Here is a 26,389-nt window from a genome sequence, read left to right on the forward strand (position 1 = left end):
GCCGACTCGGCGTCCTGGCAGGCATCAAAATACTCGGCTTCGACCTCGGCGAATGGAAAGCCACCGCAACCAACACCTGGCCCCTCTTCACCGCAAACCCCTGCCAAAACACCCCCGTCATCAAACCCCAACCAACAAACCCCAACCCAACACCCACACCCACACCAACACCCACGCCGACCGTTCCGCCCGGCGGTGACGGAGAGTATTCTTCAATAGCCCAGGGCCTTGGCTCCGGTTATGCCAGCAAAAGCGATGGAACAGCGTGGTCGTGGGGTACTAACGACTTCGGCCAATTAGGTAACGGCACGGTCGTCGACTGGTCCCAGCCACATCCGATGCAACCCGAGCAGATTCCCGGTCTAGAGAACGTGAAAGCTGTGGCGGCCGGAACTTACACCGGATACGCGTTGAAAAACGACGGCACCGTTTGGGGCTGGGGATCCAACATAAGTGGCTCCGTGGGAGACGGAACAATGATTCCGCGAAGGTCGCCGGTACAAGTTCTTGGGCTGACCAATGTGATTGCAATCAGCGCTTCACAAGATACTGCTTATGCACTGAAATCTGATGGTTCAGTGTGGGGATGGGGTTTCAACTATTACAGATCTCTTGGTGGCACCGAGATGAATTATGCCGCCCCTGTTCAGGTGCCGGGATTGTCCAACGTAGATGCGATTGCCAGCGGTTCTGGATTTGTACTGGCACTGGAAAACGGGAAGGTCTGGACATCCGGTTACGAGCTTGGCAGGACGCCTGGGGTGTCATACGGCGCCCGAGTAGTCGAAGGGCTGCCTGAGATCAGTTCGATCGCAGCGGGAGACGTTGGCTACGCCTTGGCCACTAATGGCTCAGTATGGGCGTGGGGTGCCAATCACAACGGCCAGTTGGGTGACGGTTCAACGGTGAATCGTTATGTGCCGGTGCAGGTATATGGCCTTTCCGGTGTTGTGGCCGTTGCAGCGGCGTCCGACGCCGGGACCGGTTTCGCTCTCCGTGCCGATGGGTCTGTTTGGTCTTGGGGGACCAACTACTACGGAAACCTAGGAGACGGGACAACTACCACCCGAATCGTACCTGGGCCAGTGGCAGGACTTGCCGGAGCAACAAGAATAGTTGGAGGGAACTACAACGGCTTTGCAACTACTGGCGATGGAGGCTTGTGGGGTTGGGGAGCGAACGGGCACAACAACGAAATGATGGTTCCCGGCGCGTTGGGTGATGGAACGGCTACTAACAGGCCCTCCCCGATTCGTCTCAATGAGGCTTGGAATCGGGCAATGGCTACATCTGCGTTGGGTATCGGCCCGCTGCAATCATCGTATGGCGGACCAAGCGACTTCCAATAACCCGGTACGCTGGAAGCTGTTTTTTGCGTCCAACCACCGGAGTGTCGTGCGAGTTGTAGTTCTTGGGGATATTGGTCAGCCCGTTTATCACGTGGGTGACGAAGCCATGACCCATGCCGTGGTGGACGAACTGCGCGCCAGGGGAGTGACGGACATTGTGCTGTTGTCGCGGGACCCGGAGCAGAGCACCAGGATTTTTGGCACCGAGTCAGTGAAGACCTTGGAGTTCCCGTGGCCTCCTCACCGGCGTGAGAGGTACCTGCGCGAGATCAAGGCCATCCTGGCAGGGGACATGTCTGCCCTTCCCGCCGAGGACCAGGTTCATGCACTCATTGAGACCATGAAGGGTTGCGATGGCGTAGTAATCGCCGGTGGCGGGAACATGACTTCCCCCTACGGCTGGCTGCTCTACGAAAGGGCAGCGGTGGGCGCCATCGCCAACGCCTTGGGCAAGCCGCTGGTCATTTCCGGGCAAACTCTTGGGCCTGTTCTGACGGGCCCTGACTATGACACGGTTGTGGAACTCTTCCGCTCAGCAACGCTCACCAGTGTCCGCGAACAAACCTCGTGGGAACTGATGCGGAACGCCGACGTGCCGGCTGGGTTGACGCTCGACGACGCGAGCTTCTTTGAGGTGGACCACGCCCTTCCGGCCGCCCTCGAACTGGATCAGGTGACGTACAAGCCCCAACCGGGCCGGCCCTTCCTGGTAGCCACTTTTGCGCCCGGCACCGGCGCCATGGACAGGGACGCCTTCAACCAGCGGATCGCTGAGGTGCTGGACAGAATCGCCGACGCCGGCAAGCTGGATGTTGTGATGATCGCCCACATGTCGCACCCGGGCCAAGCTGACATCGACATTGAAACCCACCAGGACATCCGGCGCAGGATGAACACGGAGAACGTGATGGTCTGCGGTCAGCTGTCAGCGGAGGAGTCTGCGTCGTTGACGATGCAGGCCGAGATAGTGGTGGCGAGCCGGTACCACCCGATCGTCTTCGCACTGTCCGCAGGCGTTCCTTGCCTGGGTATCGCCGTGGACTACTACGGTGAGGTGCGGATCGGTGGGGCACTTGCAAACTGGGGTCTCGGCCACACCATGCGCTCCCTCCGCCACTTGGCCGCTCCGGAATTCGATGCTTTCGTAGACCAGTTCCTGGCCAGCAACAATGACATCCGTTCATATCTGAAGGAACTGAGCCCCGCCCAAGGCGAGTTCCAACGCGAGTGGTGGGACGCCGTCGTCGAAACCCTCAAGGGCTCACGACCGGAAGCTCCGGTTCTTGTCAGCCCGGAGCCGGCCTTTCTGGAACTCGCATCCGATGAGCACCCGGCAGTGGCCCAGCTGACGGCCAACAACGAACTGCACATTGGCCACCAGTCGGTAGAGCTCTATGGCCTGACACACCTCCTGGAGGACACCCGTGGAAGCCTCGGCGCAATGGAAGCGGTCCGGGACGGGCTGCGGGACGAGCTGAACCAAGTCACCGGCGCGCTTGCAGCCAAGGAATCTGAAGGCCACCAACTCCGGATCGAACGCGACTATCTGCAGGAGAAGCTTCAGTTGTTGGAGTCGTCCCTGCTGGTGCGTGCGTGCCGAAAGCTCCGGCTGCTGCCGCGCTAAGGAAGGCCGCCTGCCTTCCAGCATTCGCACGGATTCCATGGGTAGAGTAGAGGCCTGAACATCGCCGGATTGCAGTGGATACGGAGCACGAATTGTCAGCTTGGCTAGAACTCGGACCGGACAACTACGTCTTGGAAACCGAGGGATCGTTACTCAATACCGGGCTTGTGGTGGGCTCTGAACTCGCCATGGTCATCGATACCGGCTGCGGCCCGCGCCAGGGCCGGGAGATCCTCGCTGCAGTTCGCGAAAAGACCCAGCTTCCGCTGGTTGTGGTGAACACCCACGCGCACTACGACCACTTCTTCGGTAACGCTGTTTTTGCCGACGACGGCGTCACGGAGTTTTGGGCGCACGCCAACTGTGCGGCGGCCATAGAAAGCGACGCCGACAACCAGCGACGCTTCGTGGCCACCAACGAACCTGAGATGGCAGCGGGGGAGGGCGACGCCGTCGACATCGTTGTCCCTAACGCGCTGGTCCATGACCAGCCTGTCCTGGTGGACCTCGGCGGGGTTACCGCCACCCTCTTCTACCTCGGCCGCGCGCACACCGACGGCGACCTGCTTGTTGGCACGAGTTCCACGCTGTTTGTGGGCGACCTGGTGGAGCAGGGCGCGCATCCGTCGTTCGAGGACTCGTACCCGGAGGAATGGGCGGATGCCCTGCGGCACATCTCTGCCCTGCGCCACCGCTACGAGTTCCTTGTCCCGGGCCACGGCAAACCCGCCAGCGATGAGTTCGTGAAAACCATGGCTGACACCATGGGAACTGCAGTCCGGCAGGCAACCCAGTCCATTCGCGATATGCCCTCCGATGCCACCAAGGCCATTCCTGTGCTGCCGTACGGCCCGGAGCAATCACGCTGGTTCATTAAGAGGCTTCAGGAAACCAACGCCCACGGACGTTCTTCAGTGGGCACTCCGGACTTCGGGCCGGAAAAGACGGGTTTTTATCCTTCGTAAAACAAGCTTCCTTACAAATTTGTCATTTTCTTTACTCCCAACCATGGACTAACCGCTTAATGCCGTCCTAGGATGAAGGCGACCATTGGTTCGCGACTACCTGGGGGTGTCGAGATGACGGGTTCACGCGTGTTTCCGCGTGCTACCAGCATTCTCCGCTCCGTCATGGTCGCTGGCGCTGGCACCGCAATCTGGATGGCACTTTCCGCTTCGGCCGCAAGTGCAGATACGGGAACCTCTGACAAAACCCTTCATGGATCTGTCACGTCCTCAACATCGGTGAGCATTCCCGTGCCGAACGTACCTCTACCGAACGTGGTCAAGGGCCTGGTACCCACCAACCAGATCAACGTCCACGTGCCTGCCGTGACACCCCTTGCGGAACACGTTGGCGGCACGGTTGATCATGTGGTTTCAGCCGTCCCGGTGGTCAATAACGTGGTCCCGTCAGACACTGCAGGAACTGTGGTGAACACGGTGGTGGCTCCTGTCACCAACACCGTAGACCACACCGTGAACGTAGTTGTTCCGCCGGTGAACCAGGTTTTGGAACCCGCCCGGCTGGAACCTGTCACTGACGTAGTGTCCCCGATTGTGGACCCGATTGTCGGCGTTGTGGACGGCGTTGTAGGCACCGTGCTGCCGCCCGTCGAAGCCGTAGTTCCGCCGGTAGTCGCTCCGCCTGTTCCGCCTGTGGCAGTTCCGCCGGTGGTGGCGCCTCCCGCCACGGCACCCGAGACCCCCGCTGTGCCGGGAACCGACGCTTCTGTTGCCCCCGCTGCGGCGGAAGCCGGCACTTTGGCGACTACCGGCGTCGTACATTCCACAGGCACAACTCTTCTTGAGACCGGCAAACTGGACCCGCGCGTCACTCGACCAGGAGTGAACGCCAGCGCTTCAGTGCTGCTGAATCCCGCACGAAACTTCGGTCCCACCGGGATCACAGCGGTGCTCGGCGGCGCCTCCTCAGCCGACGATCCTGCCGCGCCTGCGGACCTGACTCCCGACCCCGCAGCAGTCCCCGGCAGCCTCACGGGAGCCGGCTCCGGGAACTCCCAAAACGGTCCGCCCAGCCCAGCAGCAGCATTCCTGCAGGGCGCCCTGATCATCCCCGTCGACGCTCTTCCCGGCCTGACAACGGCCGGCACCGAACAACATCCAACGCCGGTGTGCTTCGACCCCGGCTCCTCTCCTGACTAGTTCCCCCACCAGCCGCACAGCTCTTCGCGGCAGACGGTCATTCAGGCGATCCGTCACTCGGACGCCCTTGGGAACAACGTCTTCAGGAGAGAACCACAATGAACACGACCATACGCAAGTGCCTCATCGGCACATGCTTTGCAGGGGGCATGATCGTCCTCAGCGCCACAGCGGCAAACGCCGCTGACACCACCAGCGGCAAAGACGGAATCCTTTCCGGCACGCAAGTGGTGGCACCCGTAACAGCGCCGATAAGCCTCGGCGGAACATCACTTGGACTATTGGGGGATTCAGCAGCTACCGTCTCGGCACCTGCTGCAGGTTCGAGTGCCGCCGGCGCGGGCCCGGCGCCGACGGCCACCACCAACGGTTCCAACAGCATCGGCTCCGGAACGCAGATAGTTGCTCCGGTAACGGTGCCCATAAACCTGGGCTCGTCATCAGTGGGTCTGCTGGGGGGCTCCACTGCGACGAGCTCAGCCACACCTGCCGCTCCAGCCGCACCTGCGGCTCCCGCGGCTGCAACAAGCCCGACGCCGGCAGCCAGCACCAGCGGTTCGGACGGTATCGCCTCGGGAACCCAAGTAGTGGCACCGGTGACTGTGCCGATCAGCTTGGGCTCGACCTCAGCTGGTGTCCTTGGCGACTCCGTTGCTACAACTTCAGCTCCTGCGCCGGCCCCTGCTGTGGCTCCGGCCCCAGCTTCGGCTCCGGCGCAGGCAACCACGTCGGGGGGAGAGAGTATCGCATCCGGCGCTCAGGTAGTGGCTCCGATTTCGGTCCCTGTTAACATCGGAGCCACTGCCGTGGGTGTTGGCGGAGACTCCTCTGCTACCTCCGGCTCAGCTGCTTCTTCTGGTGCGTCGGTTCCTTCGGGTGCTTCGACCTCGGGTGCTTCCACTTCCGGTTCAGAAGGCATGGCCTCAGGTACGCAGGTTGTTGCTCCTGTGACGGTGCCGATCAACGTGGGTTCCACCTCGGCTGGTCTGCTGGGTGATTCCTCTGCTACGAACAGTGGTGCTGGTTCGACTGGTGCTTCGGCGACTGCTCCTTCGGGCACCACGTCCGGCAGCACCACGTCCGGCAGCGATGGAGTTCTTTCCGGCACCCAGGTTGTTGCTCCTGTATCTGTGCCGGTCATTTTGGGTGCGAGCTCAGCTGGTTTGCTGGGTGACTCTTCCGCTACGAACACTGATACCACTGGTGGAACTGCCCCGACGGGCACGACCTCCGGCAGCACCACCACCGGCAGCGACGGAATTCTTTCCGGCACCCAGGTTGTTGCTCCGATTACGGCTCCCGTAACCCTCGGTTCCACCTCGGCTGGTTTGCTGGGTGATTCCTCCGCCACGAACACGGGTACCACCGGCGGAACTGCCCCGACGGGCACGACCTCCGGTAGCACCACCACCGGCAGCGACGGAATTCTTTCCGGCACCCAGGTTGTTGCTCCTGTATCTGTGCCGGTCAATTTGGGTGCGAGCTCAGCTGGTTTGCTGGGTGACTCTTCCGCCACGAACACGGGTACCACCGGCGGAACTGCCCCGACGGGCACGACCTCCGGTAGCACCACCACCGGCAGCGACGGAATTCTTTCCGGCACCCAGCTGATCATCCCGATCACGGCTCCCGTAACCCTCGGTTCCACCTCGGTGGGAATTGGTGGGGGATCGACAGCCACTGTGAACCCTCCTGTTGTGAATCCTCCGGTGGTGAACCCTCCGGTGGTGAATCCTCCTGTGGTGAACCCTCCCGTGGTGAACCCGCCGGTTGTGAACCCTCCGGTGGTCAACCCTCCGGTGGTCAACCCTCCTGTGGTGAATCCGCCGGTTGTCAATCCTCCTGCAAGTGTTGGAGTTAGCACGGGTACCGATACCCAGGCCAGCGCTGTAGTGGCGCAGGGTGCCGCCAAGGGAGCAGTGACGGCGGCAGCCTCCACCGCCGTCGGAAGTGCCAACACCTTGGCCAACACCGGCCTGAATGGTCAGTGGGTTCTCCTGGCAGGGGCCATGCTCCTGATGGGACTCCTGCTCGCAGTAGCTGGCCGCCGCAAGGCAGCAGCCAGCCGCCGCTAAGCCAAGGAAGTAATCTCACTTCGCATGTAGTTGTTGCGGCTCCGACACCCCGGAGCCGCAACAATTGCGCGCACCCCCCGCACGCCCCACCCCCGCACCCCCACGCTGCGTCGCTGCCCTTAGCGCCGACCGCCCCGGTAAACCCACACCAACGTGTCGTCGCTACCGTTAGCGCCGATCGCCCCCGTTATCTCTGGTGCGAGTGGCGCGAAAGGGTGCGGCCCTGACCACGAAGGGGAGCGCCGGGCGGCAAGGGGTGCGCAGCGAGGAAAACGGTGCGAGTCGCGAAGGGGAGCGCTGGGCGGCAAGGGGTGCGCAGCGAGGAAAACGGTGCGAGTCGCGAAGGGGAGCGCCCGGCGGCAAAGGATGCGCAGCGCGGTAACAGTGTGAGCCAGCCAGCCCCTCCAAGCAACCACGGTGAGGGCGGTCATAGGATGAAAGGGATGACCACCACCCAAGCAGACAAAAACTTCAGCCTCCGCAGTGTAGCGCTCCCGGCATTCGGGCCAGCTGTGCTCTTCTGTCTCGGCGAGGGGGCTGTCCTGCCCGTCATTGCCCTCTCCGCCCGGGACCTGGGCGCTTCGGTGGCTGTATCGGCGTTGATCGTGACGCTGATAGGCCTGGGATCGTGGCTGTTCAACATTCCGGCGTCGATCATCACCGAGAAATTCGGTGAACGGTGGTCAATCGTCGGAGCGGGAACTGTGGGTGCGATTGCCCTCGGCGCGGCGGCGTTCGCCCCGCAGATGGAACATGGGCTCTGGCTGTTGGCCGCCTCCATGACCCTGGTTGGCATGTCGGCCAGTGTCTTCAACCTCGCACGGCAAAAGTTCCTCACTGAGGCAGTCCCCGTCATGTTTCGGGCGCGTGCACTCTCAACCTTGGGCGGTGTCACCAGGATCGGCCTCTTCATCGGGCCATTCGTGGGCGCCGGCGTCATGCAGTTCGCCGGGATCAGCGGCGCCTATTGGGTGGGCTTTGGTGGCATGCTTGCCGCGGCTGTTTTGTCTCTCACCATTCCGGATCTGGTAGCCCCCGGAACGTCCGACGGCGGTCCCCGGCCCCCGGCGTCGACGTTGCGGAGCGTCGCAGTTTCCCATGCCGGGGTGTTCCTGACGGTTGGCTTCGGCATCCTCCTGCTGAGCGCATTGCGCGCATCGCGGCAGGTGGTCATCCCGCTGTGGGCGGATCATTTGGGACTCGACGCCACCCATGCGTCGTTGATCTTCGGCTTGTCCGGAGCGATCGACATGTTGGTTTTCTACCCCGCGGGGAAACTCATGGACAGGAAGGGACGTCAGTGGGTGGCCATCCCGTCAACGCTGATCATGGGAACCGCTCTGATTCTGATTCCCTTCACGGCCGGATTCGTCCCGCTCCTCTTGGTTGCTTTGCTCATCGGGTTCGGCAACGGCATCAGTTCGGGGCTCATTATGACGCTCGGCGCCGACTTCTCGCCGGACAACGGGCGGAGCCACTTCCTGGGCATCTGGCGATTCATGGCTGACTCGGGTGGTACCGGAGGACCTGTGCTGCTGTCCGGGTTAACGGCCGCGTTCTCGTTGTCGGCGGGCGTCTGGGCCACAGGCGTACTGGGGTTCGCAGCGGCAGTGGTTTTCGCCGTCGCAATTCCAAGGCTGAAGCACCGGCGTAACTATTAGCTTTTAGCCAGCGCGTTGACTCAGGCGGTGGGATAGATTCACAGGAAATTCGCAGGAAAGTCCATACTTTGGCTAAACTCATCCTGGCCGCAGTCTCGCGGCCCTTTTTCCGCGCTCTTGGGGGCGTCTGAGCAGAGGGCGCTGTTTTATGCAGATCCGACGGAGAGCCAGTGTGCGCTCTCAAGTATTTCTTGCGGGCGTAATCGCCCTGGTTGGAGCAGGCCTCCCGGCCCTCCCGGCCGTAGCCGATGAAACGCCGATGCCTGCGCCGAGCGCAGCGCCGCGGACCATGTCCACCGATTCCACGGTCCTGCCGACGGACCAATTCATTGTGAAGTTCAAGGAACGTGCAAGCATCCAATCACTGGATCGAAAGTCGTCCCTGAATCGCGCCGCTGGAACAATTGGTGTCCCTGTCCAAGCCGTGCGCACCCTTGCAACGGGTGAAGAAGTAGTGAAAACGGACCAGAAACTCGGCGCTGAAGAAGCCAATGACCTGGTGTCCGCCCTCGTCGCTGACCCCAACGTCGAGTACGCCGAACCCGACGTCATCATGCGACCTTTCGCTTCCAAGCCCAACGACCCGTTGTACTCAGACCAGTGGGCGCACAGTAGCGTCGACAGCGGCGGGATGCGTGTCCTTGGGGCATGGGACGTAAGCCAGGGTGCTGGGAGCGTAGTAGCGGTCATCGATACCGGCATTACGAACCACTCGGATCTGAACGCCAATATTTTGCCTGGCTTTGACATGATTCACGATCCCCTCGTTGCAGGTGACTCGAACGGACGCGATTCGAATCCGGCAGATGAGGGCGACGCCACCTACTACGGGGAGTGCGAGCCCGGATGGCCCGGGTATTCATCTTCGTGGCACGGGACCCATGTGGCCGGCCTCGTGGCCGCTGTAGCAGGGAACAGCAGAGGCGTGGCAGGCGTGGCTCCCAAAGCAAAGGTCGTTCCGGTGCGTGCGCTGGGCATCTGCGGCGGATACGCTTCCGACATCGCAGACTCGATCGTTTGGGCGGCAGGCGGAACAGTTCCGGGAGCCCCAGCGAACGCGAATCCAGCGAACGTCATCAACCTGAGCCTCGGAGGCCTTGCGCCTTGCTCCACGATCTACCAAAACGCTGCAGATTTTGCGCGAAGCAAAGGCGCCTCCTTGGTGGTGGCCGCAGGTAACGAAGGCATCGACGCATCCAAGGTCAGCCCTGCCAACTGTAAGAACGTGCTGGTGGTTGGTGCGAGCACACGCAATGGACTTAAAGCGTCGTACTCCAACTTCGGCATCAACGTCGACGTCGCAGCTCCTGGCGGAGACATGGCTAGCGTCTTTTCCGACGGAATTTTGTCCACGCTCAATGACGGTCTGACTACTCCTAATTCCGAAGGCTACTTCTACATGGAGGGCAGTTCCATGGCCGCTCCTCAGGTATCGGCTGTAGCAGCCATGATGTATTCAAAACTGCCTGCTTTGACCCCCGCGGATGTTGAACAGAGGCTAAAGGCCTCAGCTCGGCCGATCAACGGCTGTGGCTGCGGCGCCGGTTTGGTTGACGCCAACGCCACTCTCACCAAGGTGGCAGCCGAGGCTGCGCCAATCACGGCGGGCACTCCCACAATTTCCGGTGAGGCTGCTGTTGGCAAGTTATTGCTTGCTGAACCTGGCAACTGGGGAAACACCTATGAAGCCACCTGGAATTATCAGTGGAATCGGTGGGGAACACCCATCCCCGGAGCAACCGGCAACGGTTACTGGGTGACTGAGGATGATCACCAAGCCACCATCACGGTCACTGTTACTGCCACCAAGAAGTTCGCACCGGCCGTCTCCGCAACCTCGGAGCCCACAGCTCAAGTGGCTCCCGGAACCTTGTTTGGTAGCGTGCCCACTATCACGGGCTCGGCCTACGTGGGAAGCACCCTAACGGCCAACCCGGGTACGTGGGGCCCGGCCCCTGTGGACTTGACCTATCGCTGGACCCGCAACAAGGCCGGTACCACTGGAGAGCACGTATCCAGTGCGCCGAGTTACACCCTGACGAGTGAAGACCTCGGCAGCACACTCTCCGTGCACGTCATGGGATCCAAAACCCCCTACTCTCTGTTGGAGATGGGCAGCCAGCCGACAGCTGTTGTAGTTGCCGCTGACAAGGCTGTTACGCCTGAAGCCATAGTGTTCACCGAAGCCCCGTACATGGGCAACGATCGCTACACTATTCCGGAGTCAGAGACCATGGACTACCAAGTGGATGGCAAAACGCTCCCAGCCGGAACTCACCCCGCCCGAGGACAGGCCAAAATCACGGCCGTTCCGAAGAGCGGTTATGCAGTGCTCAACGGGGCGACTTCCGAGTGGAAAGCCTACTTCAGCGCAAAGGGGCCGGAATTTACGGCGCCTGCTGTTTCACCGTTCCGGGATGTGGCGACCACCCAGCAGTTCTATAAGGAAATGTCCTGGCTTGCAGACCGCAAGATCTCTACCGGTTGGGTGGAGGCGGACAAATCCGTCTCGTACCGGCCCGTGACACCCATCAACCGTGATGCAATGGCAGCATTCCTCTACCGTGCGGCCGGCTCACCGGACTACACACCTCCCGCGAAATCTCCCTTCATGGACGTTGCAACCACGCAGCAGTTCTACAAGGAGATGGCATGGTTGGCAGAAACCGGCATTTCGTCCGGATGGACTGAGAACGGGGCGCGTTACTACAAGCCGCTGACCCCGATTAAACGCGATGCGATGGCTGCCTTCCTGTACCGGTTGGTCAACAAGCCCGACTATGAAGCACCCATGAATCCACCTTTCAGGGACCTCGATTCAGGCCAGCTGTTCTACAAGGAAATGGTCTGGATGAGCGTTGCCGGGATCTCCTCCGGCTGGCAACTGGGGGAGAACAACTACTGGTACCAGCCGATGGAACCCATTAACCGCGACGCCATGGCGGCATTCCTTTACCGCATGCCATAGCTGTTCGCGGGGGTCGCGACTTACCGACCTCTTTTGAACAAAGAACGGCCGCAGAACAACCCCATTAGGTTGTTCTGCGGCCCTTCGTCTTTCAAAGCAGGTCAGGAAGCCACGGCCCCGGACGAAACACTTCGCGGGGTCTTCCATGCCCGGTCCGGCAGCTTCCCGGACACCAGAGCTACGGCGAGCACCAGCAGCACCAGCCCCCAGCTAGCATTCGAAACGTCCAGCGCAGACCTCATCACCACGAACGGCGGGATGATCGCCAGCACGGTTCCGAGGGCGATGCGCCACATCGCCGGCCGCGATGCACCCGGTGCCAGCGCTGTGCTGGCAAGTTCCAGCCGGACCAGTGGGGTGGAGACGAGCAACACCAGGGCCCAAGCAGCTACGTAGAACAGCGGCCGGGTGAGCCACCATTCGGTGCCGGCCGGTTCGGGGAACGGCAGTTGCAGGACCAGAGCAATGCCAAACATGGCGATGATCAACGGCAGGTGCCACAGGTAGATGGTCATGGCCCGACTACCCACCACGAACATCACCTTCTGCACCCAACCGATGTGGACGCATCGCTGCAGCGCCGGGTAGACGGCCTTCACCAACAGAATGTGTGCCAGCCCTACCAGGATCAGGGGAAACATGGGCGGGTTCTGGCTGGTCAGCATGTCCACCGGATACGGCCCGGCATGCGTTAGTGGAACCATCACGGCGTAGCAGCCGGCAGCAGCAAGCACGAGCTTCCACTTGGCGAAACGGTCAAAGAAGCCGTCGGCGTAGAAGAACCCAAGCTGTTGAAGGAGGCCCCAAACGAACACCATGTTCAGCAGGCCGATCGGGTTCGAGTCGAAACCCCAAGGGTTGCGTTCCAGGCCCAGACGAAAGACATCGACGACGACGGCGCCCGCGGCCAGCGCTGCGATGGTCCGGTAAGGCGCTGCCTCGTGGAATTTTGCCATGGTGGGGACCATGGCTTGGCAGATAAGATACGCGGCCAGGAACCACAACTGCACTCCGGCGCCCGCAGCGATAACGGTGAGCAAATCGACGGGGACACCAGCCGCCGTCGCACTCCACAAAGCAATGGCGAGGAAGATGTACAAGGCGACCGTAGGCCGAACCAACCGCAGCACCCGGTTCCTGAGGTAGTCGCCGCCATCGCCGCCCTTGCGTTGCAGGCTGCGCCACGACGTGAGCGAGGCGAAACCGCCCACAATAAAGAACAGGGGCATGACCTGGCCGAACCACGTACCTTGCGCAAACCAGCTCAGCGACGTCAGGGGATTGCCCACGCCGATGCCGGACTCGTCCACGCTGATCCCCATCATGAGCAAATGAACCGCAACAACAGCAAACATGCAGGCAACGCGGATGAAGTCCACCACCAAATCGCGGGATGCGGGAACGGTGCCAGCCGGGGTGCTCCGGCGCGGGGCGGATTTGCGGGAGTCGGGCCTGAGGGTGGATGACATGCGAGCTCCTGTGATTAGCAGTTGTTTGTCCATCGATTGGACTAACTGTAACTCATGAGGAATAAGTAGTCGACGTCATCCCCGAGAATGTTGGTGATTGCAGGGTGGAATCGGCGCGGGTCGGCGTAGCCTAGAAGAGCACCTCCGTCCCTGATCAACCGAGTGTTCCACCGCCGCGCATGGCGCAGTTTGCGAATCTACCCCCACCAATGAAGGGCAGTGCTGATCGTTGTGCACATCAAAGAATTTTGGGACCAGCTTTCTCCCGAAACACAGCAATGGCTCGTCGACAATCCGGGAACCATGATTGTGCCGAGGACCGTCACCGCGATCATCAATGCGGAAACGGGGGAGGGGGACACCATGGATGCCCATGGTGGCACGGTGCTCACCGATGAGGATCGGCACTTCATCCAGGAGCAGGCCCGGAACCGCGTTTCGCCTTCCCCGGAGCCCAAATTCTTCGACTCGGTCCGTCCAGGGGACTAAGCGCCGGGTGCGGCGCACCCTTTAGCGCCGATCGCCCCTCAAAGAGCGTCAGCCCTTGCGCGCCGCCATACCAAAAAGCCATGTGCCACCAAGGGCGGACAGGTATCCGGCGATCGCGATGAAGGCGGTGCCGGCCCAGAAGTAGTCGATGGTGCTGTCTGTGCTGAGGCCGGGCATGACCTGGAGCAGCGAGTAGGCGGCAACAAAAGTAGCGATCGCCAGGGCCGCAACGGTTAGCCACACCCACAGCCGGGAGGCGGCCCAGTGTTCACCGTAACCCGCCCAGACGTTCCAGCGGTTGCCGGTGCGGAGGATGAGCCATCCTGCCGGGAGCATGACGACGGCCACTACCAGGAATGCCGCAACGACGTCGGCCGGACGGTGCCACTGGTTGATGAGCGTGGAGACGCCTGTTGCTACAGCGAAAGTGCTGCCGAGGAAGCCTGCCAGGGGGCGCCAGCGGGGCGAGACCATGAGGAACACGGCGGCTGCGGCGGACGCGGCCAGTGTGGTGTGTCCGGAGGGGAGTGAGTTCAGTACGAGTGTTTGTACGCCGCGGTCGGGCCGGTCCGGGATGAGGAGCTTGAGAATTTGTGTGGCTGCGTTGGCGGCGATGCACGCTGCCACTGCGATTACGGCGGCGGTCCATCGCCTGCGCGCCACGGTCACGAAGAGAACCATGATGGCTGCAATTGCCAGCGAAAGCATGGGGAGCATATCCAGGAATTCGGTGGAAGCCCTGCCGGCTGTTCCGCCCAGAACGGTAGCTTCAACCAGTGCGGACTCGTCGATGAACTGGCCGGCAGTGGTGCGCACAAAGAAGTAGTACGTCGCGGCCAGGCCAACGGCGCTGGCAATCGTGGCGAGGCAGAAGAGAAATCCTGTGCCCGCGCCGGCGTCGCGTCCTTGAAGCGGCCGTTTGCTCGACCTCCCGCTGGTGCGGAATTGCTGGGAACTCATTCTGACTAGACTGCCACAGTTCTCTGGATAGCTCGTGTGAGTCGCTCCCGAGCGTGGCGGCCGAAGGTGAGGCCTTGGCAACATTCCTGTGACGCTTGACACGTGTTAGGTGACAGGAATAGGCTTCCTAACACGTGTTAGGGAAGGAAATCTACATGTCGGGAACCAATGGGGCTTTGCGTGAATTCACACGTAGGAGTGCCCTCACCGCCCTCGGCGTAGGAATTGTCGGAGTCACCGCGGCGTCGTGGCCGCGCCTGACCGGATCCGATATTCCAGGCCGCGGAGACAACAGCCTCAGCATCGCCATCATGGGTACCGCCGCGGACGCTGCAGCCCGCCAGAAGGTCATCGACGCTTTCGCCAAGGTCCACCCCGAAATCAAGGTCAAGGTCCAGGCAATCCAAGCGGTGGACTGGAAGGACTTCTTCACCAAGATCCTCACCATGGTTGCAGCAGGCACCCCGCCGGACGTCGTATACGTGGCCACGGAAGGCGCCCAACTCTTCGCAGAGAAACTGGCCCACCCGCTGGATGAGTACCTGCGCCGCGACGCCGACCATATGCGCGAATACTTCGAGGATGTCCACCCCAGCCTGGTGGAAGCGTTCATGTACAAGGGCAGCCTGTTCCAGCTCCCCATCGACTGGAACGCCGCCAATATGTACTACAACACCACGGCACTGACCAAAGCAGGCCTGGAACGGCCGTCCGACAACTGGACGCATACGGACTTCCGCAGCACCCTCGCCGCCATGAAGAAGGCCAACCCCAAGGATTTCACCCCGTACTACTGGACCAACCGGCTCTTCGGTGGAGTGGTGCCGTGGCTCTACGCCAATGACACCAGCTTCCTCAAGGAGACCAAGTCCCCGGGTGGTGAATGGCTGTGGGACGGGTTCTATGCCAACGACCCCTCCCGCAACCTCCGCTCCGGCGGCTACCAGTGGCTTGAGCCCAACGCCGATGACCCCAGGGTCTTCGAATCCTTCGATTACCTCCGCGGACTCGTGAAGGACGGATTGGGTGTGCGGCCGGAGGAAGGCGGCGGTAACTCTCTGATCGGCCTCTTCGCCTCCAACAGGATAGGTACGACGCCGGCGGGCGGCTATTGGGTGCAAGGCCTCCACGAGGCGGGGATGACGGAGAACGACTTCGACGTCCAGTTCTTCCCCAAGTGGCGGACCCAGCGGCACCAGTTCGGCACGGCGGGCTACGCGATTATGAAGACCGCCAAAGACAAGGACGCCGCGTGGGAATGGGTGAAGTTCAGCTCCACCCGTGAAGCCATGCAAATCGTGTTCCCCACACCGAACACCACCCCTGCACGTCGTTCAATGGCCAACCAACAGCTCTACGCAGGAACAGGTCCGCGGAACTGGAAGGTCTTCTACGACACCCTGGACAGGTTCCCCACCACAGGTCCCATTCCAGCGCCACCCCAGCAGGCTTCCGTGGAAACAGCCCTCATGAAAAACGTAAGCCTGGCTGTCAGTGGAGACGAGCGTCAACTCAAGGACGCCCTCAGTTCCATGCAGCGCGATCTTGAACTGGCCCTGAGGAGGCAGCCATGAGCACCGCAACCAGTACGCCAACGGGGACGGGGAGCGAATCGGGACGGAAGCCGACCCATAAACACGCGCAGCCGTCCAAGCGCGGCCGGTTGCAGCAACGCTGGCTGCCCTGGGCTTTCCTGGCGCCCACCATCGTGGGCATGGGCATCTTCACCTTGCTGCCGATCGTCGCTTCGATCGCGCTCGCGTTCTTCCGCTGGGACATCATCTCGGCACCAACGTTCGTGGGCTTCGACAACTTCGCTGAGGTGGTCCAGGACCCCACCGTCAGGGTGTCATTCCTGAACACCATCGTGTTCGTGGTGGTGGCTGTGGCCCTGCAGCTCGGACTGGCACTTGGCCTGGCGATCATGGTGCAGGAGAAGCTCCCTTCCTGGCTTAGGGTGTTCTTCCGATCGGCGTTCTTCTTCCCGCTGATCCTTTCCGCAGCCTCGGTATCGATCTTCATGCGGTACCTCTTCAACGAGCAATTCGGCGTCGTGAACTGGTTGCTGTCCATCGTTGGCATCCCAGCGGTCCCGTGGCTGACAACGCCAACCGGGTCAGCCGCCGTCGTAATTCTTGTCTATGTGTGGCAGAACTTCGGCTTCTCGTTCCTGCTGTTCATTGGCGGGCTGGCCTCCATTCCGGTGGAGACGTATGAGGCCGCGTCGATTGACGGTGCCACGGGTTGGCGAAAGCACTGGTTCGTCACCCTGCCGCTGCTGAGCCCCACCACCCTGGTGGCCTCGGTGATGGCGATCATCAACGCGCTGCAAGTGTTCGACCAGCCGTATGTGCTCACCCGAGGCGGACCCGGCGACTCAACACGAACGGCCGTGATGGTGATCTTTGAGTCCGCGTTCCAGCGCCTTGAGTTCGGCCAGGCCTCGGCGATCGGAGTGATCCTGACGCTGATCATCATGGCCATCACCGCCGCGCAGTTCCGGCTCAGCAAACGATTCGTCTTCTACCAGTAAGGCCCGCCATGACTATCCTTCAAGAACGTGTCACCACCACGGCGCCTGTAGTGAAGCGGAAGAAGCGCGACTGGTCCGTAGCCATCCGCGTGGTTGTCTTGCTGATCGCATCCGTCTTTGTCCTGGGCCCGGTGATGTGGACGTTGTCCACTTCGCTGCGACCGCCGTCGGAATCCTTCCAGCTGCCGCCCGCGTTCCTTCCGCTGAACCCGGACCTGACCTCTTATGAGCAAGTGTTCAAGCAGCTCAACATCGTGGCTCTGGTCATTAACAGTGCCCTGGTGACCGGTTTGATCGCGGTGGGGCAGATGATCACCGCAGCGCTGGCAGGCTACGCGTTTGCGCACTTGAAGTTCCGGGGGCGCGGCGCGCTGTTCTCGATCGTGCTGGCCACCATGATGGTGCCTGCGCAGGTCACCATTGTGCCCGTCTTCATGCTGATCCGCGGCGTCGGACTCTCCGACACACTGCTCGCGCTGATCATTCCGGCCATCCCGACGGCGTTCGGCACCTTCCTGATGCGCCAGTACTTCATGGGGTTGCCGGGTGAGCTCGCTGAAGCGGCCGCGATCGACGGTGCCTCGCCGTGGCGGACGTTCCGCTCGGTGTATGCACCGCTGGCCATGCCTGGCCTGGCCATTGTGGGCATCCTGGCGTTCAACTTCCACTGGAACGAGTTCTTCAGGCCACTGATTATGACCATCTCCGAGCAGAACTTCACCCTGCCCCTGGGCTTGGTCTCGCTCCAAGGCAACCTCGGCACCGGAAGCATCTCCGTGGTCCTGGCCGGCGTTGTCCTCTCCATGATTCCCGCGCTGGTGGTGTTCATGTTCGGCCAGCGTGCACTGCAGGACGGACTCACCGCAGGCACAGGCAAATAGTTTCTTCTTCATCATTTTGAAAGGGGCTCCGTTGACGGACCTTGCACTCTCTTCCTCACTTTCCATGGCGGCGACGCACCCGGATCCCGCCTTCCCGCGCTTCCACCCGCGGCCCGCGCAGGGATGGATCAACGATCCCAACGGCATCAGCTACATCAACGGCCGCTACCACGTGTTCTTCCAGTACAACCCGCTGTCCGCGCGGCACTCCCAGATCAACTGGGGGCATGTGAGCTCCACTGATTTAGTGCGCTGGGAAGAGCACCCCGTAGCGCTTTCGCCGCAGGCGGGCGGCCCTGACTCCGCTGGATGCTGGACCGGTGTGGTGACCGACGACGACGGCGTGCCAACCGCTTGTTATTCCGGTATCAAGGACCACGGGGGTCATTCCCAGGTGGTCATTGCCCGCGGCTCCGCCGACCTTGTTTCCTGGGAACAGGACGGGCACGTTGCGGCGTCAATGCCCTCGGATCCGCTGGTCACCGCAGTGCGGGACCCTTTTATTTTTTGGTTTGGCGGTGCGCGTTACGCCATGCAAGGGGCAGGTCTGTCCGACGGCCGCGCCGCTTTGCTTTTGTACACGGTGTCTGACATGGACGCGTGGGAGTACCAGGGCATCTGGCTCACCAGCGACCACCCCGTGGCCGCTGCCCATACGCCCGCCGAGATCTGGGAATGCCCGCAGCTGGTGGAAGTGCCTTCTTCTTCCGGTGGGTCCAGCTGGGTCATGATGTTCTCCCTGTGGCTCTCCGGCGACGACCACGAGCACGCCAACGGGGTAGGGCACCTGATCGGGTCCCTGTCCTTGGACCCCCAGACCGGGCTGCCGGTGTTTGCGCCTTCCTCCGGGGGGAAGTCCGATTTCGGCCGCGACTTCTACGCTCCTCAGATTGTGCAGCTCGCCCATGGGTCCTCACCCGCGGCACTGCTGTGGGGGTGGGCCAACGAGGGGCCAGGACGTGATGGTCGCCGGGGCCGCACGCAAAAAGAAGTCGACGACGCCGGGTGGTCGGGTGTGTTGACGCACCCCCGGGTTTTGTCCGTGGTTGGCGGGGCGCTCGCTGTTTCTCCTGCGCCCGAGGTTGAGGCGTATCGGGGTACTGCTGTGGTTACAGGTGCTGCCGGTCCCGTTGCGGTTCCCGAATTCGCCGAAGTGCTGGTGCGCGGTGCTGCAGGTGCCGGTTCCGTGGAACTGGTGCTTGGGTCCGGGGCCGCCGCTCAAGTGGTTTACTCAGGCTCCCTGACTCTGGACGAGGAGTTGCGCATCTTCATCGATGCGTCACTCGTGGAGGTTTACCGCACCGGTTCCGTGGCCACCACCGTCCGGGCTTACCCGGCTCCGGGGGAGGAATGGCAGCTCACCTTGCCCGATGGCGCGACTGCCGACGTCTGGGTGTTGACGCTGCCCGAGTAGGCGGCAGGCCGGCGTCGTACGTCCGTTGTGAGGCCTGCTTTGCAGGCTATGGGTGAGTCGAAGGGTGTAGAGCGGGCCTCGCAACGAGGGGGCTGCGTGTTGTGAGGCCTGCTTTGCAGGCTTTGGGTGTGTCGAGGGGTGCAGAGCGGGCCTCGCAACGGGCGGTGTTAGCGGGTGGGGGCGGGGCCTGTGGACTCGCGCACCACTAAGCGGCAGGGAACCATCGTTTCGACCGTGGTTCCCTTTCCTGCTGTGGGGGTGCCCGCGCCTACGCCCGCGCTTTCGCCCGTGCCCTCGATCGCGTCCAGCAGCGTGGTCATGGCGGCACGGCCGATCTCCCGCAGGGGCAACGCCATGGTGGTGAGTGAAGGCACCATGGTGTCGGCGATCCGGGTTTCGTCGTCGTAGCCCATGATGGACAGGTCCCCGGGAACACTGAGTCCCAAACGCGCGGCAGCAAGGGTCACACCCACCGCCAGGCGATCGTTCGCGCACATGATGGCCGTGGGCCGATCAGCCGGGGACACGCCGTCGAGCAGTTTCATGGCGCCGCGGAAACCGGCGTCGATATCCCAGCCGGCCATGAAGATCCGGTCTGCATGGACCGGGATATCGGCCGCTGCGTGTGCATCCCGGTAGCCCTGAACACGCAACGGGGCCGCGGGCGAGTCCTCCAACCCGGCAAGCAGCGCAATGTCCCGGTGGCCAAGTTCCAACAAGTGCTCCGTGGCCATCCTGCCACCGGATACCTCGTCAGGAATGACGTGATGCAGCTGCTGTTGAGGGTGGTTGTCATAGCAGTTGGCAAGGACCGAGGGGACGCGGAGCATGCCGTGCGGAATCTCAATGGGTTTCAAGCCAACTGTCACGTACATGAGCCCATCAACCTGCCGATCCAGGAGCGTTTCAATGGCGCTCGCATCCCTGGCGGTATCACTTTCGGTGTCCATCACTACGGTCACAAAGCCGCGGCTGCGGGCGACGTCGTCGGCGCCACCGATGATGTTGCCGTCAAAGGGGCTGACCACTACTTCGTCGGACAGGATGCCGATCACACGAGAGCGCTGGTTCCGCAGGCTCAGGGCAATAGCGTTGGGGGAGTAGTTCAATTCAAGGGCGGCCTGCCGGATCCGGTCCTGGCTCTCCTTGGCCACGTTACCGTCGCCACGCCCATTTAGAACCAGCGAGACCGCGCTCCTGGACACACCCGCCCTCTTGGCGACGTCCAGTGCAGTGGCCTTGCGGTTCATGGAAGTCCTTCCGTCCTTTATTGTCAGCAGTCTACCTAACGCGTGTGAGGATCCGGTGGGGTCAGGCTGGGTAACCCAATTCACGCAACGCGGCCTCCATGAAGTCCAAGGCCTTGATAGTCCCCGCCACGAAATAAAGTCCCCACGCCGCGAGGATGACCACCAGTGGCCACAAGCCCCGCCGTGGAGCCACCTTGTGGATTACCACCGACCGTCCAATGACATAGGGAATCCCTCCCAGAAAGGACCATGCCCAGTGGAATGGTCGCGTGACGCCCGTTTTCAGCAAGCGTCGGGTATCAAGCAGGGCCAGCACCACTGTGGAGCAATAGGTTAAGACCAATCCGCCCCAGATCAGGAAGTAGCCAGTGCTGATGATCGTGGCGGGGTCCAGGGTGAGGGCGCCGTTCCGGGTGTAGGTACGGATCTCGATATGCCACGTCAACATGAGTAGGCCCGGAAGGAAAGGCAGGACGGCAATAAGCCAGATGTACGGATTCACAACGCTCTGGCCTTGGCGGAGCATCGGGCGCTGAATCGCTGGACGTGGGACCCCTGCAGGTACCACGTGGTCTACCCACTCAGTACCGTTCCACCATCGGAGGCTGTGGTCCCGAGCATCTGCATACCACCCGGGAACTGTCACGTCTGGACCGAATACCCCAGCTGGGAATACACGGACTGCATGAAATTGGACATCCAGATGCCGGTGATCACCATGCTGATAACAAACACGGCGATTGTTGCCCAGACAGGCCACAGCCCACGATTAGGCGCCACTTTCCTAACGATCACAGAGCGGCCGATCACGTACACCAGCGCGCTAAGGAACGCCCACGCCCAGTGAAAAGGACGGACGACGCCGGACTTGAGGAGGCGCTGACGGTCCAGGAAAGCGAAAAACACCGAAAGCCCGTAGGACAGGAAACTAGCGCCCATCAGCAAGAAATAGCCAGGGGTGTACATGGAGAAAGGATCCATGGTGGTGACCCCCTGCCGGGTGGTGATCATCCTGAACTCCGGCTGCCACGTGAGTAGAAGCAGGATGGACAGCAGCGGCAACAAGGTGATCGCCCAGATAAACGGGTTGTACACCGGAGTCTCCGGGCTGAGCTGCGGACGTGGCTGCTGGACGGGAACCTGGAACTGTCCTGGCGCCTGGAACTGAGCCGGCGCCTGGTTGGCTGTCCACGCGCGTCCGTCCCACCACCGGACGAGCCGCGGGTCTGAAGGGTCCGGGTACCAGCCGGGAGGCGTCGCGGAACCGGGCGTTGATTGAGTCATATCTCCCCCACTTTGAGTCGTATTCCGAGAATATCGCGATTGCTGCCTCTCGGTTGCCACGCACCTCTCCCGGTCCCGTTGCAGCGGTGTAAGGATGGATCATGAGCTTCTTCGATGACCTCCCCGAGCAGCCCGCCCGGCCGCGGGAACCGCAGCCTGCCCAGCCGGGGTGGCTCGGCCCGCCGTCGGACGAGCTGCCCGGTATTGCGCGCGTCGGCGGGTTTGTTCACAAGGACAGCCGCACCGTGGTGGTCCTGAAACTTGTGGAGGTGTACTCCACAGGTTGCCTGTTTGACCTGGTCTGGTCGGTGCGGCGGGGCACCGAATCGGACCAGGAGTGGCGGGAGATGGTGGAGGAGAGCTACAACCGCCCGCGGTCAAGCCTGGACACCCGGACGGGACTGGAACTGGGTGTAGCTGTTGCGGACGGACGCAAGGCTGTTGCGGCCATCCACGGACCGGCGGCCTTCGAAGATGCAGCCGTCACTGGCCCTGTGCTGACAACCTTGGGAGGCGGCGGAGGAAGCAACAACTCCGAGTTCGTTCAATTCACCGGCAGGTACTGGTTATGGCCGTTGCCAATGGAGGAGGACATCACGCTCGTACTGCGATGGGAAGCGTTGGGGATACCGGAAAGCTCGCTCGTCCTGTCCGGTGAGCAGTTGGCTGAAGCCTTGGCGGGCGTGCAGAAATACTGGGACCAGTAGCTTTTCCACATAGCCGAATTGGCCTGCCTCTTGGGTGGGAAGCCGCCGGTACAGTGGCAATATGCCTGCATTTCCCTCGCTCGAAGAACTCCTCGATTCCGCCCACGTAGTCTCGCTACCCATGCGCGTGAAATTCCGCGGCATCATGGAGCGCGAGACCCTCCTCCTGCGAGGACCTCTTGGATGGGGTGAGTTCTGCCCCTTCCCCGAATACGACGACGACGAATCCTCCCGCTGGCTGGCCGCAGCTTTGGAAGCGGGCTGGCTGGGTTTTCCCCCGCCTTTGCGGGACAGGATCCCGGTCAATGCTACAGTTCCCGCCGTCGCGGCCGAACGTGTGCCTGAGGTGCTTGCGCGCTTCGGCAGGGTTGACGCTGTCAAGATCAAAGTTGCGGAGCGGGGCCAGGAACTGGCAGACGACGTCGCGCGGGTACACGCAGTCCGTGAGGCCCTTCCTGATGCTGCCATCCGGGTGGATGCCAACGGGGGATGGGACACAGATCAGGCCGTGGAAGCCCTTGGCAAACTATCCGCAGTAGGCCTCGAATATGCTGAACAACCCGTCCCCACCATTGGCGGCCTGGCGGAGGTCCGGCGTCGGCTGACTGCAGCCGGTACGCCGGTCCTCATCGCCGCGGACGAGAGCGTCCGGAAGGAAGAAGACCCCCTTCGTGTTGCCCGGGCCGGTGCTGCTGACCTGATCGTGGTCAAGGTCGCGCCACTTGGGGGAGTCGCACGCGCATTGCACATCGTGGAGCAGGCGGGACTGCCCGCCGTCGTAAGCTCGGCACTTGACACCTCGGTGGGAATACGTGCCGGCCTAGCGCTCGCAGCCGCGCTCCCGTCCCTTCCCTATGCCTGCGGCCTTGGCACCGTTTCGCTGTTCGCTTCGGACATCACGCTGGACCCGCTGGTGGCCGACGACGGCGCAATCCAGTTACGTGAGACCCTGGCCGATGCTGGGCTGCTTGAGCAGTACGCGGCACCGGGGGAGCGCAGGGACTGGTGGCTGGACCGGCTCCGCCGCGTGCACTCAACGTTGGCGCGAAACCAGCACGGTTTGTTCACCGGGTCTTAACCAGAGGGACCTCTCAGCTTTGGATTCCGCTGAAAGGCTCAGCGGGAACCTCGTACATCCTCTGGAAGGTCTATACCCCCATGTCTGAAACCACCGGACGCACGTTTCCGCTGCTCCCCATGCTCGGCCACACAAAAGGCAAGCGGAGCCCCGTCACGTGTGCCTTGAAATGCGACAACGCCTGCTCAGGCAAGGTTTGCAACACCAGCGCCAATGGATACTTCCGCGACATCGCCTCAACCGCTATGTCCCGCCGCGCTGCGCTGGGGCTCGGGGCCGCCGGAGCGCTTGCAATCGTGCTCGGTGGTGCCGTAACCGGTGGTGACACCGCTGTGGCCGACTCCGGTCAAGGGCTCTCCGATGCCGCAAAGAAGGGCTTCGACAAGTCCAAGCTGAAGTTCACCGCCATCAAGCCCGTAGACGCAGCAGTGGATGCCTTCACTGTCCCCGAGGGCTTTGACTGGAAACCGATCATCCGCTGGGGCGATCCCCTCTTCGCCGACTCGCCGGCCTTCGACCTCAACGCGCAGACCGCGGCAGCACAGGCCCGCCAGTTCGGCTACAACAACGACTACACGGACATCCTGCCGATCCCCGGATCCAAAGACCGCCGGGCCGTGCTGTTCAGCAACCACGAGTACACCAACGAGAACATCATGCTGCCCGTAGGCTTCGACCCCGCCGAAGCACGGGCAATCGGTCGCGCAGGGCACGGACTGGCCGTGGTGGAGCTCGAGCGCAAGAACAAAAACAAGCCGTGGAGCTACGTCCAGGGCGCACCGTTGAACCGGCGCTTCCTCACAGACACCGTCTACGAGCTGACCGGACCCGCGGCTGGCACCAACCTAGTCAAGACCATTGATGACCCCGCCGGCCGCTGGATCAAGGGCACGCTGGGCAACTGTGCCGGTGGGACCACCCCGTGGGGAACCATCCTCTCCGGTGAGGAGAACTTCAACGGATACTTCGCAGCCCCGGGCACCAGCGACGGCGACAAGCGCTATGGGATTTCCGCTAAGGCAACCACACGCCAGTGGGAGCTCGACGAGCCTCGTTTCGACACCCGCAACTCCGGCTACGCCAACGAGACCAATCGCTTCGGCTGGATCGTGGAAGTGGACCCGTTCGATCCCACCTCTACCCCCAAGAAGCACTCCGCCATGGGCCGCTTCAAGCACGAGGGCGCCAACGTCATCGTCGCTCCTTCCGGTCACGTAGTGGCGTACATGGGCGACGACGAGCGCTTTGACTACCTTTACAAGTTCGTCTCAAAGGGGAAGTACCAGGCTGGTGACTCCAAGGAAGCCCGCAAGAACAACATGAGCCTGCTTTCCGAGGGCGACCTCTACGTAGCTCGTTTCACAGGTGACTCTCCTGCCGACATTGACGGCACGGGCAAACTCCCTGCCGACGGTGCGTTCGATGGCACTGGTGAATGGCTTCCGCTGGTGGTCAACGGCACCTCCGCTGTGCCGGGCATGACCGTCCCCGAAGTTCTCGTCTACACCCGCCTCGCTGCCGATAAGGTTGGCCCCACCAAGATGGACCGTTGCGAAGACGTGGAGCCCAACCCCCGTACGGGCAAGGTCTACGTGGCTTGCACCAACAACACGGACCGTGGCAAGCCGGGCAAGGAAGGCGCCACCGAGGTCAACCCGCGCACCCTGAACCGTGACGGCCACGTCGTGGAGATCACCGAAGGACGCGAGCAAACAGGCACCACGTTCAACTGGAACCTCCTGTTGGTTGCCGGAGACCCCGCCAAGAACACCTCCACGTACTTCTCCGGATTCCCGGCCGATAAGGTTTCGCCCGTCTCCTGCCCGGACAATGTGGCCTTCGATTCCGTGGGCAACCTCTGGATCTCCACCGACGGCGCCCCCGGCACCATCGGCTACGCGGACGGGCTCTTTAAGGTCACACTCGAAGGACCTGAGCGCGGCAAGGTGGAGCAGTTCCTCGCTGTCCCGCGCGACGCCGAAACATGCGGACCCATCATTCACGATGAAGAACGCACCGTCTTCGTCGCTGTCCAGCACCCTGGCGAGGATGGCTCGTTCGCTGCCCAGAACTCCTTCTTCCCGGACTACGTTCCGGCCGGAGCCACACCTCCCGCCGGTGCAGTGCGCGCCCCTCGCCCCTCGGTGGTGCAGGTCTTCCGCAAGTAACGCCTGCTTCTTTCGATACTGACGAAATGCTCCCTCTCCCGCTGTCATGGGTGGGGGAGCATTTTCATCATCCGACGCTCGCTCACATCCCACATGCCTGGAACCAAACGCTCTATCACTGCGGCCGTATGGTTTTCTGAGACAGGTTGATGGGAGATCGACTTCAGAATGACTGGTCCTAGAAGAGAATATGATGCGGCTTTCCGTGAGGAAGCTGTGCAGCTGGTGTTGTCCTCGGATCGTTCAGTGAAGCAAGTCGCTGACGAGCTCGGGGTGAAGGAGAGCACGTTGGGGAACTGGCTTCATCGGCACCG

General features: G+C 62.1%; 21 protein-coding genes and 1 pseudogene. 16 read left to right on the top strand and 6 right to left on the bottom strand.

Going from position 1 to position 26,389, the window contains the following annotated elements; translation table 11 throughout:
- The 7 genes from MOD31_RS22005 to MOD31_RS21445 all read left to right on the top strand — a co-directional run.
- A partial coding sequence (locus MOD31_RS22005) for an RCC1 domain-containing protein (RefSeq protein WP_374207003.1) occupies positions 1 to 1,349 on the top strand: 1,349 nt, incomplete at its 5' end.
- 46 nt (positions 1,350 to 1,395) lie between these two features.
- The gene (locus MOD31_RS21420) at positions 1,396 to 2,973 is read left to right on the top strand and encodes a polysaccharide pyruvyl transferase family protein (protein ID WP_250821653.1); all 1,578 of its coding nucleotides are present in this window, start codon (positions 1,396 to 1,398) and stop codon (positions 2,971 to 2,973) included.
- 92 nt (positions 2,974 to 3,065) lie between these two features.
- Positions 3,066 to 3,938 carry an MBL fold metallo-hydrolase gene (locus MOD31_RS21425; RefSeq protein WP_250821654.1) on the top strand — a complete coding sequence of 291 codons (873 nt, stop codon included), beginning with the start codon at positions 3,066 to 3,068 and terminating at the stop codon, positions 3,936 to 3,938.
- Between the two features lie 129 nt (positions 3,939 to 4,067).
- Entirely contained in the window at positions 4,068 to 5,138 is a 1,071-nt protein-coding gene (locus tag MOD31_RS21430; RefSeq protein ID WP_250821655.1) for a hypothetical protein, read from the top strand.
- Positions 5,139 to 5,236: 98 nt separating this feature from the next.
- Positions 5,237 to 7,213 carry a chaplin family protein gene (locus tag MOD31_RS21435; RefSeq protein ID WP_250821656.1) on the top strand — a complete coding sequence of 659 codons (1,977 nt, stop codon included), beginning with the start codon at positions 5,237 to 5,239 and terminating at the stop codon, positions 7,211 to 7,213.
- Between the two features lie 443 nt (positions 7,214 to 7,656).
- Positions 7,657 to 8,874 (top strand): MFS transporter, encoded by a 1,218-nt coding sequence (locus MOD31_RS21440; protein ID WP_223940721.1) that lies wholly within the window; start codon positions 7,657 to 7,659, stop codon positions 8,872 to 8,874.
- A gap of 148 nt (positions 8,875 to 9,022) precedes the next feature.
- Positions 9,023 to 11,842, top strand: a complete 2,820-nt coding sequence (locus MOD31_RS21445) for a S8 family peptidase (RefSeq protein ID WP_374207004.1) — start codon at positions 9,023 to 9,025, stop codon at positions 11,840 to 11,842.
- 101 nt (positions 11,843 to 11,943) lie between these two features.
- Here MOD31_RS21445 and MOD31_RS21450 read toward each other — a convergent pair whose 3' ends face one another.
- Positions 11,944 to 13,311: an acyltransferase gene (locus tag MOD31_RS21450; protein ID WP_250821658.1), complete on the bottom strand. Its 1,368-nt coding sequence runs from the start codon at positions 13,309 to 13,311 to the stop codon at positions 11,944 to 11,946.
- A 219-nt stretch (positions 13,312 to 13,530) separates the two neighbouring features.
- Between MOD31_RS21450 and MOD31_RS21455 the strand changes: the two genes are divergently transcribed.
- Entirely contained in the window at positions 13,531 to 13,800 is a 270-nt protein-coding gene (locus MOD31_RS21455) for a hypothetical protein (RefSeq protein ID WP_250821659.1), read from the top strand.
- A 48-nt stretch (positions 13,801 to 13,848) separates the two neighbouring features.
- Here MOD31_RS21455 and MOD31_RS21460 read toward each other — a convergent pair whose 3' ends face one another.
- On the bottom strand, positions 13,849 to 14,862 hold the full coding sequence (locus tag MOD31_RS21460) for a phosphatase PAP2 family protein (protein WP_250821660.1): 1,014 nt from the start codon (positions 14,860 to 14,862) through the stop codon (positions 13,849 to 13,851).
- 53 nt (positions 14,863 to 14,915) lie between these two features.
- Here MOD31_RS21460 and MOD31_RS21465 point away from each other — a divergent pair, with 53 nt between their 5' ends.
- The 4 genes from MOD31_RS21465 to MOD31_RS21480 are packed head-to-tail and all read left to right on the top strand — an operon-like array spanning position 14,916 to position 19,588.
- Positions 14,916 to 16,334 (top strand): sugar ABC transporter substrate-binding protein, encoded by a 1,419-nt coding sequence (locus MOD31_RS21465; protein ID WP_250821661.1) that lies wholly within the window; start codon positions 14,916 to 14,918, stop codon positions 16,332 to 16,334.
- Positions 16,331 to 17,293, top strand: coding sequence for a carbohydrate ABC transporter permease (locus tag MOD31_RS21470; RefSeq protein ID WP_250821662.1), 963 nt, complete (start codon positions 16,331 to 16,333; stop codon positions 17,291 to 17,293). The genes MOD31_RS21465 and MOD31_RS21470 overlap by 4 nt, the downstream gene beginning before the upstream one ends.
- An 8-nt stretch (positions 17,294 to 17,301) precedes the next feature.
- On the top strand, positions 17,302 to 18,174 hold the full coding sequence (locus MOD31_RS21475) for a carbohydrate ABC transporter permease (RefSeq protein WP_250821663.1): 873 nt from the start codon (positions 17,302 to 17,304) through the stop codon (positions 18,172 to 18,174).
- A gap of 31 nt (positions 18,175 to 18,205) precedes the next feature.
- The gene (locus tag MOD31_RS21480; RefSeq protein ID WP_250821664.1) at positions 18,206 to 19,588 is read left to right on the top strand and encodes a glycoside hydrolase family 32 protein; all 1,383 of its coding nucleotides are present in this window, start codon (positions 18,206 to 18,208) and stop codon (positions 19,586 to 19,588) included.
- Positions 19,589 to 19,755: 167 nt separating this feature from the next.
- Here the strand turns inward: MOD31_RS21480 and MOD31_RS21485 are convergent, their stop codons facing one another.
- From MOD31_RS21485 to MOD31_RS21500, 4 genes and pseudogenes are all read right to left on the bottom strand, one after another.
- On the bottom strand, positions 19,756 to 20,838 hold the full coding sequence (locus MOD31_RS21485) for a LacI family DNA-binding transcriptional regulator (RefSeq protein ID WP_142938232.1): 1,083 nt from the start codon (positions 20,836 to 20,838) through the stop codon (positions 19,756 to 19,758).
- 61 nt (positions 20,839 to 20,899) lie between these two features.
- Positions 20,900 to 21,340: a DUF2510 domain-containing protein gene (locus MOD31_RS21490; RefSeq protein WP_223942667.1), complete on the bottom strand. Its 441-nt coding sequence runs from the start codon at positions 21,338 to 21,340 to the stop codon at positions 20,900 to 20,902.
- A 51-nt stretch (positions 21,341 to 21,391) separates the two neighbouring features.
- A pseudogene (locus MOD31_RS22090) lies at positions 21,392 to 21,484 on the bottom strand (DUF2510 domain-containing protein); the annotation flags it as partial.
- On the bottom strand, positions 21,481 to 22,122 hold the full coding sequence (locus MOD31_RS21500) for a DUF2510 domain-containing protein (protein WP_166841676.1): 642 nt from the start codon (positions 22,120 to 22,122) through the stop codon (positions 21,481 to 21,483). The pseudogene MOD31_RS22090 and the gene MOD31_RS21500, both read right to left, overlap by 4 nt.
- Before the next feature lie 101 nt (positions 22,123 to 22,223).
- Here MOD31_RS21500 and MOD31_RS21505 point away from each other — a divergent pair, with 101 nt between their 5' ends.
- From MOD31_RS21505 to MOD31_RS22195, 4 genes are all read left to right on the top strand, one after another.
- Positions 22,224 to 22,829, top strand: coding sequence for a hypothetical protein (locus MOD31_RS21505; protein WP_250821665.1), 606 nt, complete (start codon positions 22,224 to 22,226; stop codon positions 22,827 to 22,829).
- Between the two features lie 61 nt (positions 22,830 to 22,890).
- Positions 22,891 to 23,907: an o-succinylbenzoate synthase gene (locus MOD31_RS21510; protein ID WP_250821666.1), complete on the top strand. Its 1,017-nt coding sequence runs from the start codon at positions 22,891 to 22,893 to the stop codon at positions 23,905 to 23,907.
- Positions 23,908 to 23,987: 80 nt separating this feature from the next.
- Positions 23,988 to 26,075, top strand: a complete 2,088-nt coding sequence (locus tag MOD31_RS21515) for a PhoX family phosphatase (protein WP_250821667.1) — start codon at positions 23,988 to 23,990, stop codon at positions 26,073 to 26,075.
- A 168-nt stretch (positions 26,076 to 26,243) separates the two neighbouring features.
- A partial coding sequence (locus MOD31_RS22195) for a transposase (RefSeq protein WP_374207005.1) occupies positions 26,244 to 26,389 on the top strand: 146 nt, incomplete at its 3' end.

It is taken from the genome of Paenarthrobacter sp. TYUT067 (genome assembly GCF_023656375.1).
GTDB lineage: Bacteria > Actinomycetota > Actinomycetes > Actinomycetales > Micrococcaceae > Arthrobacter.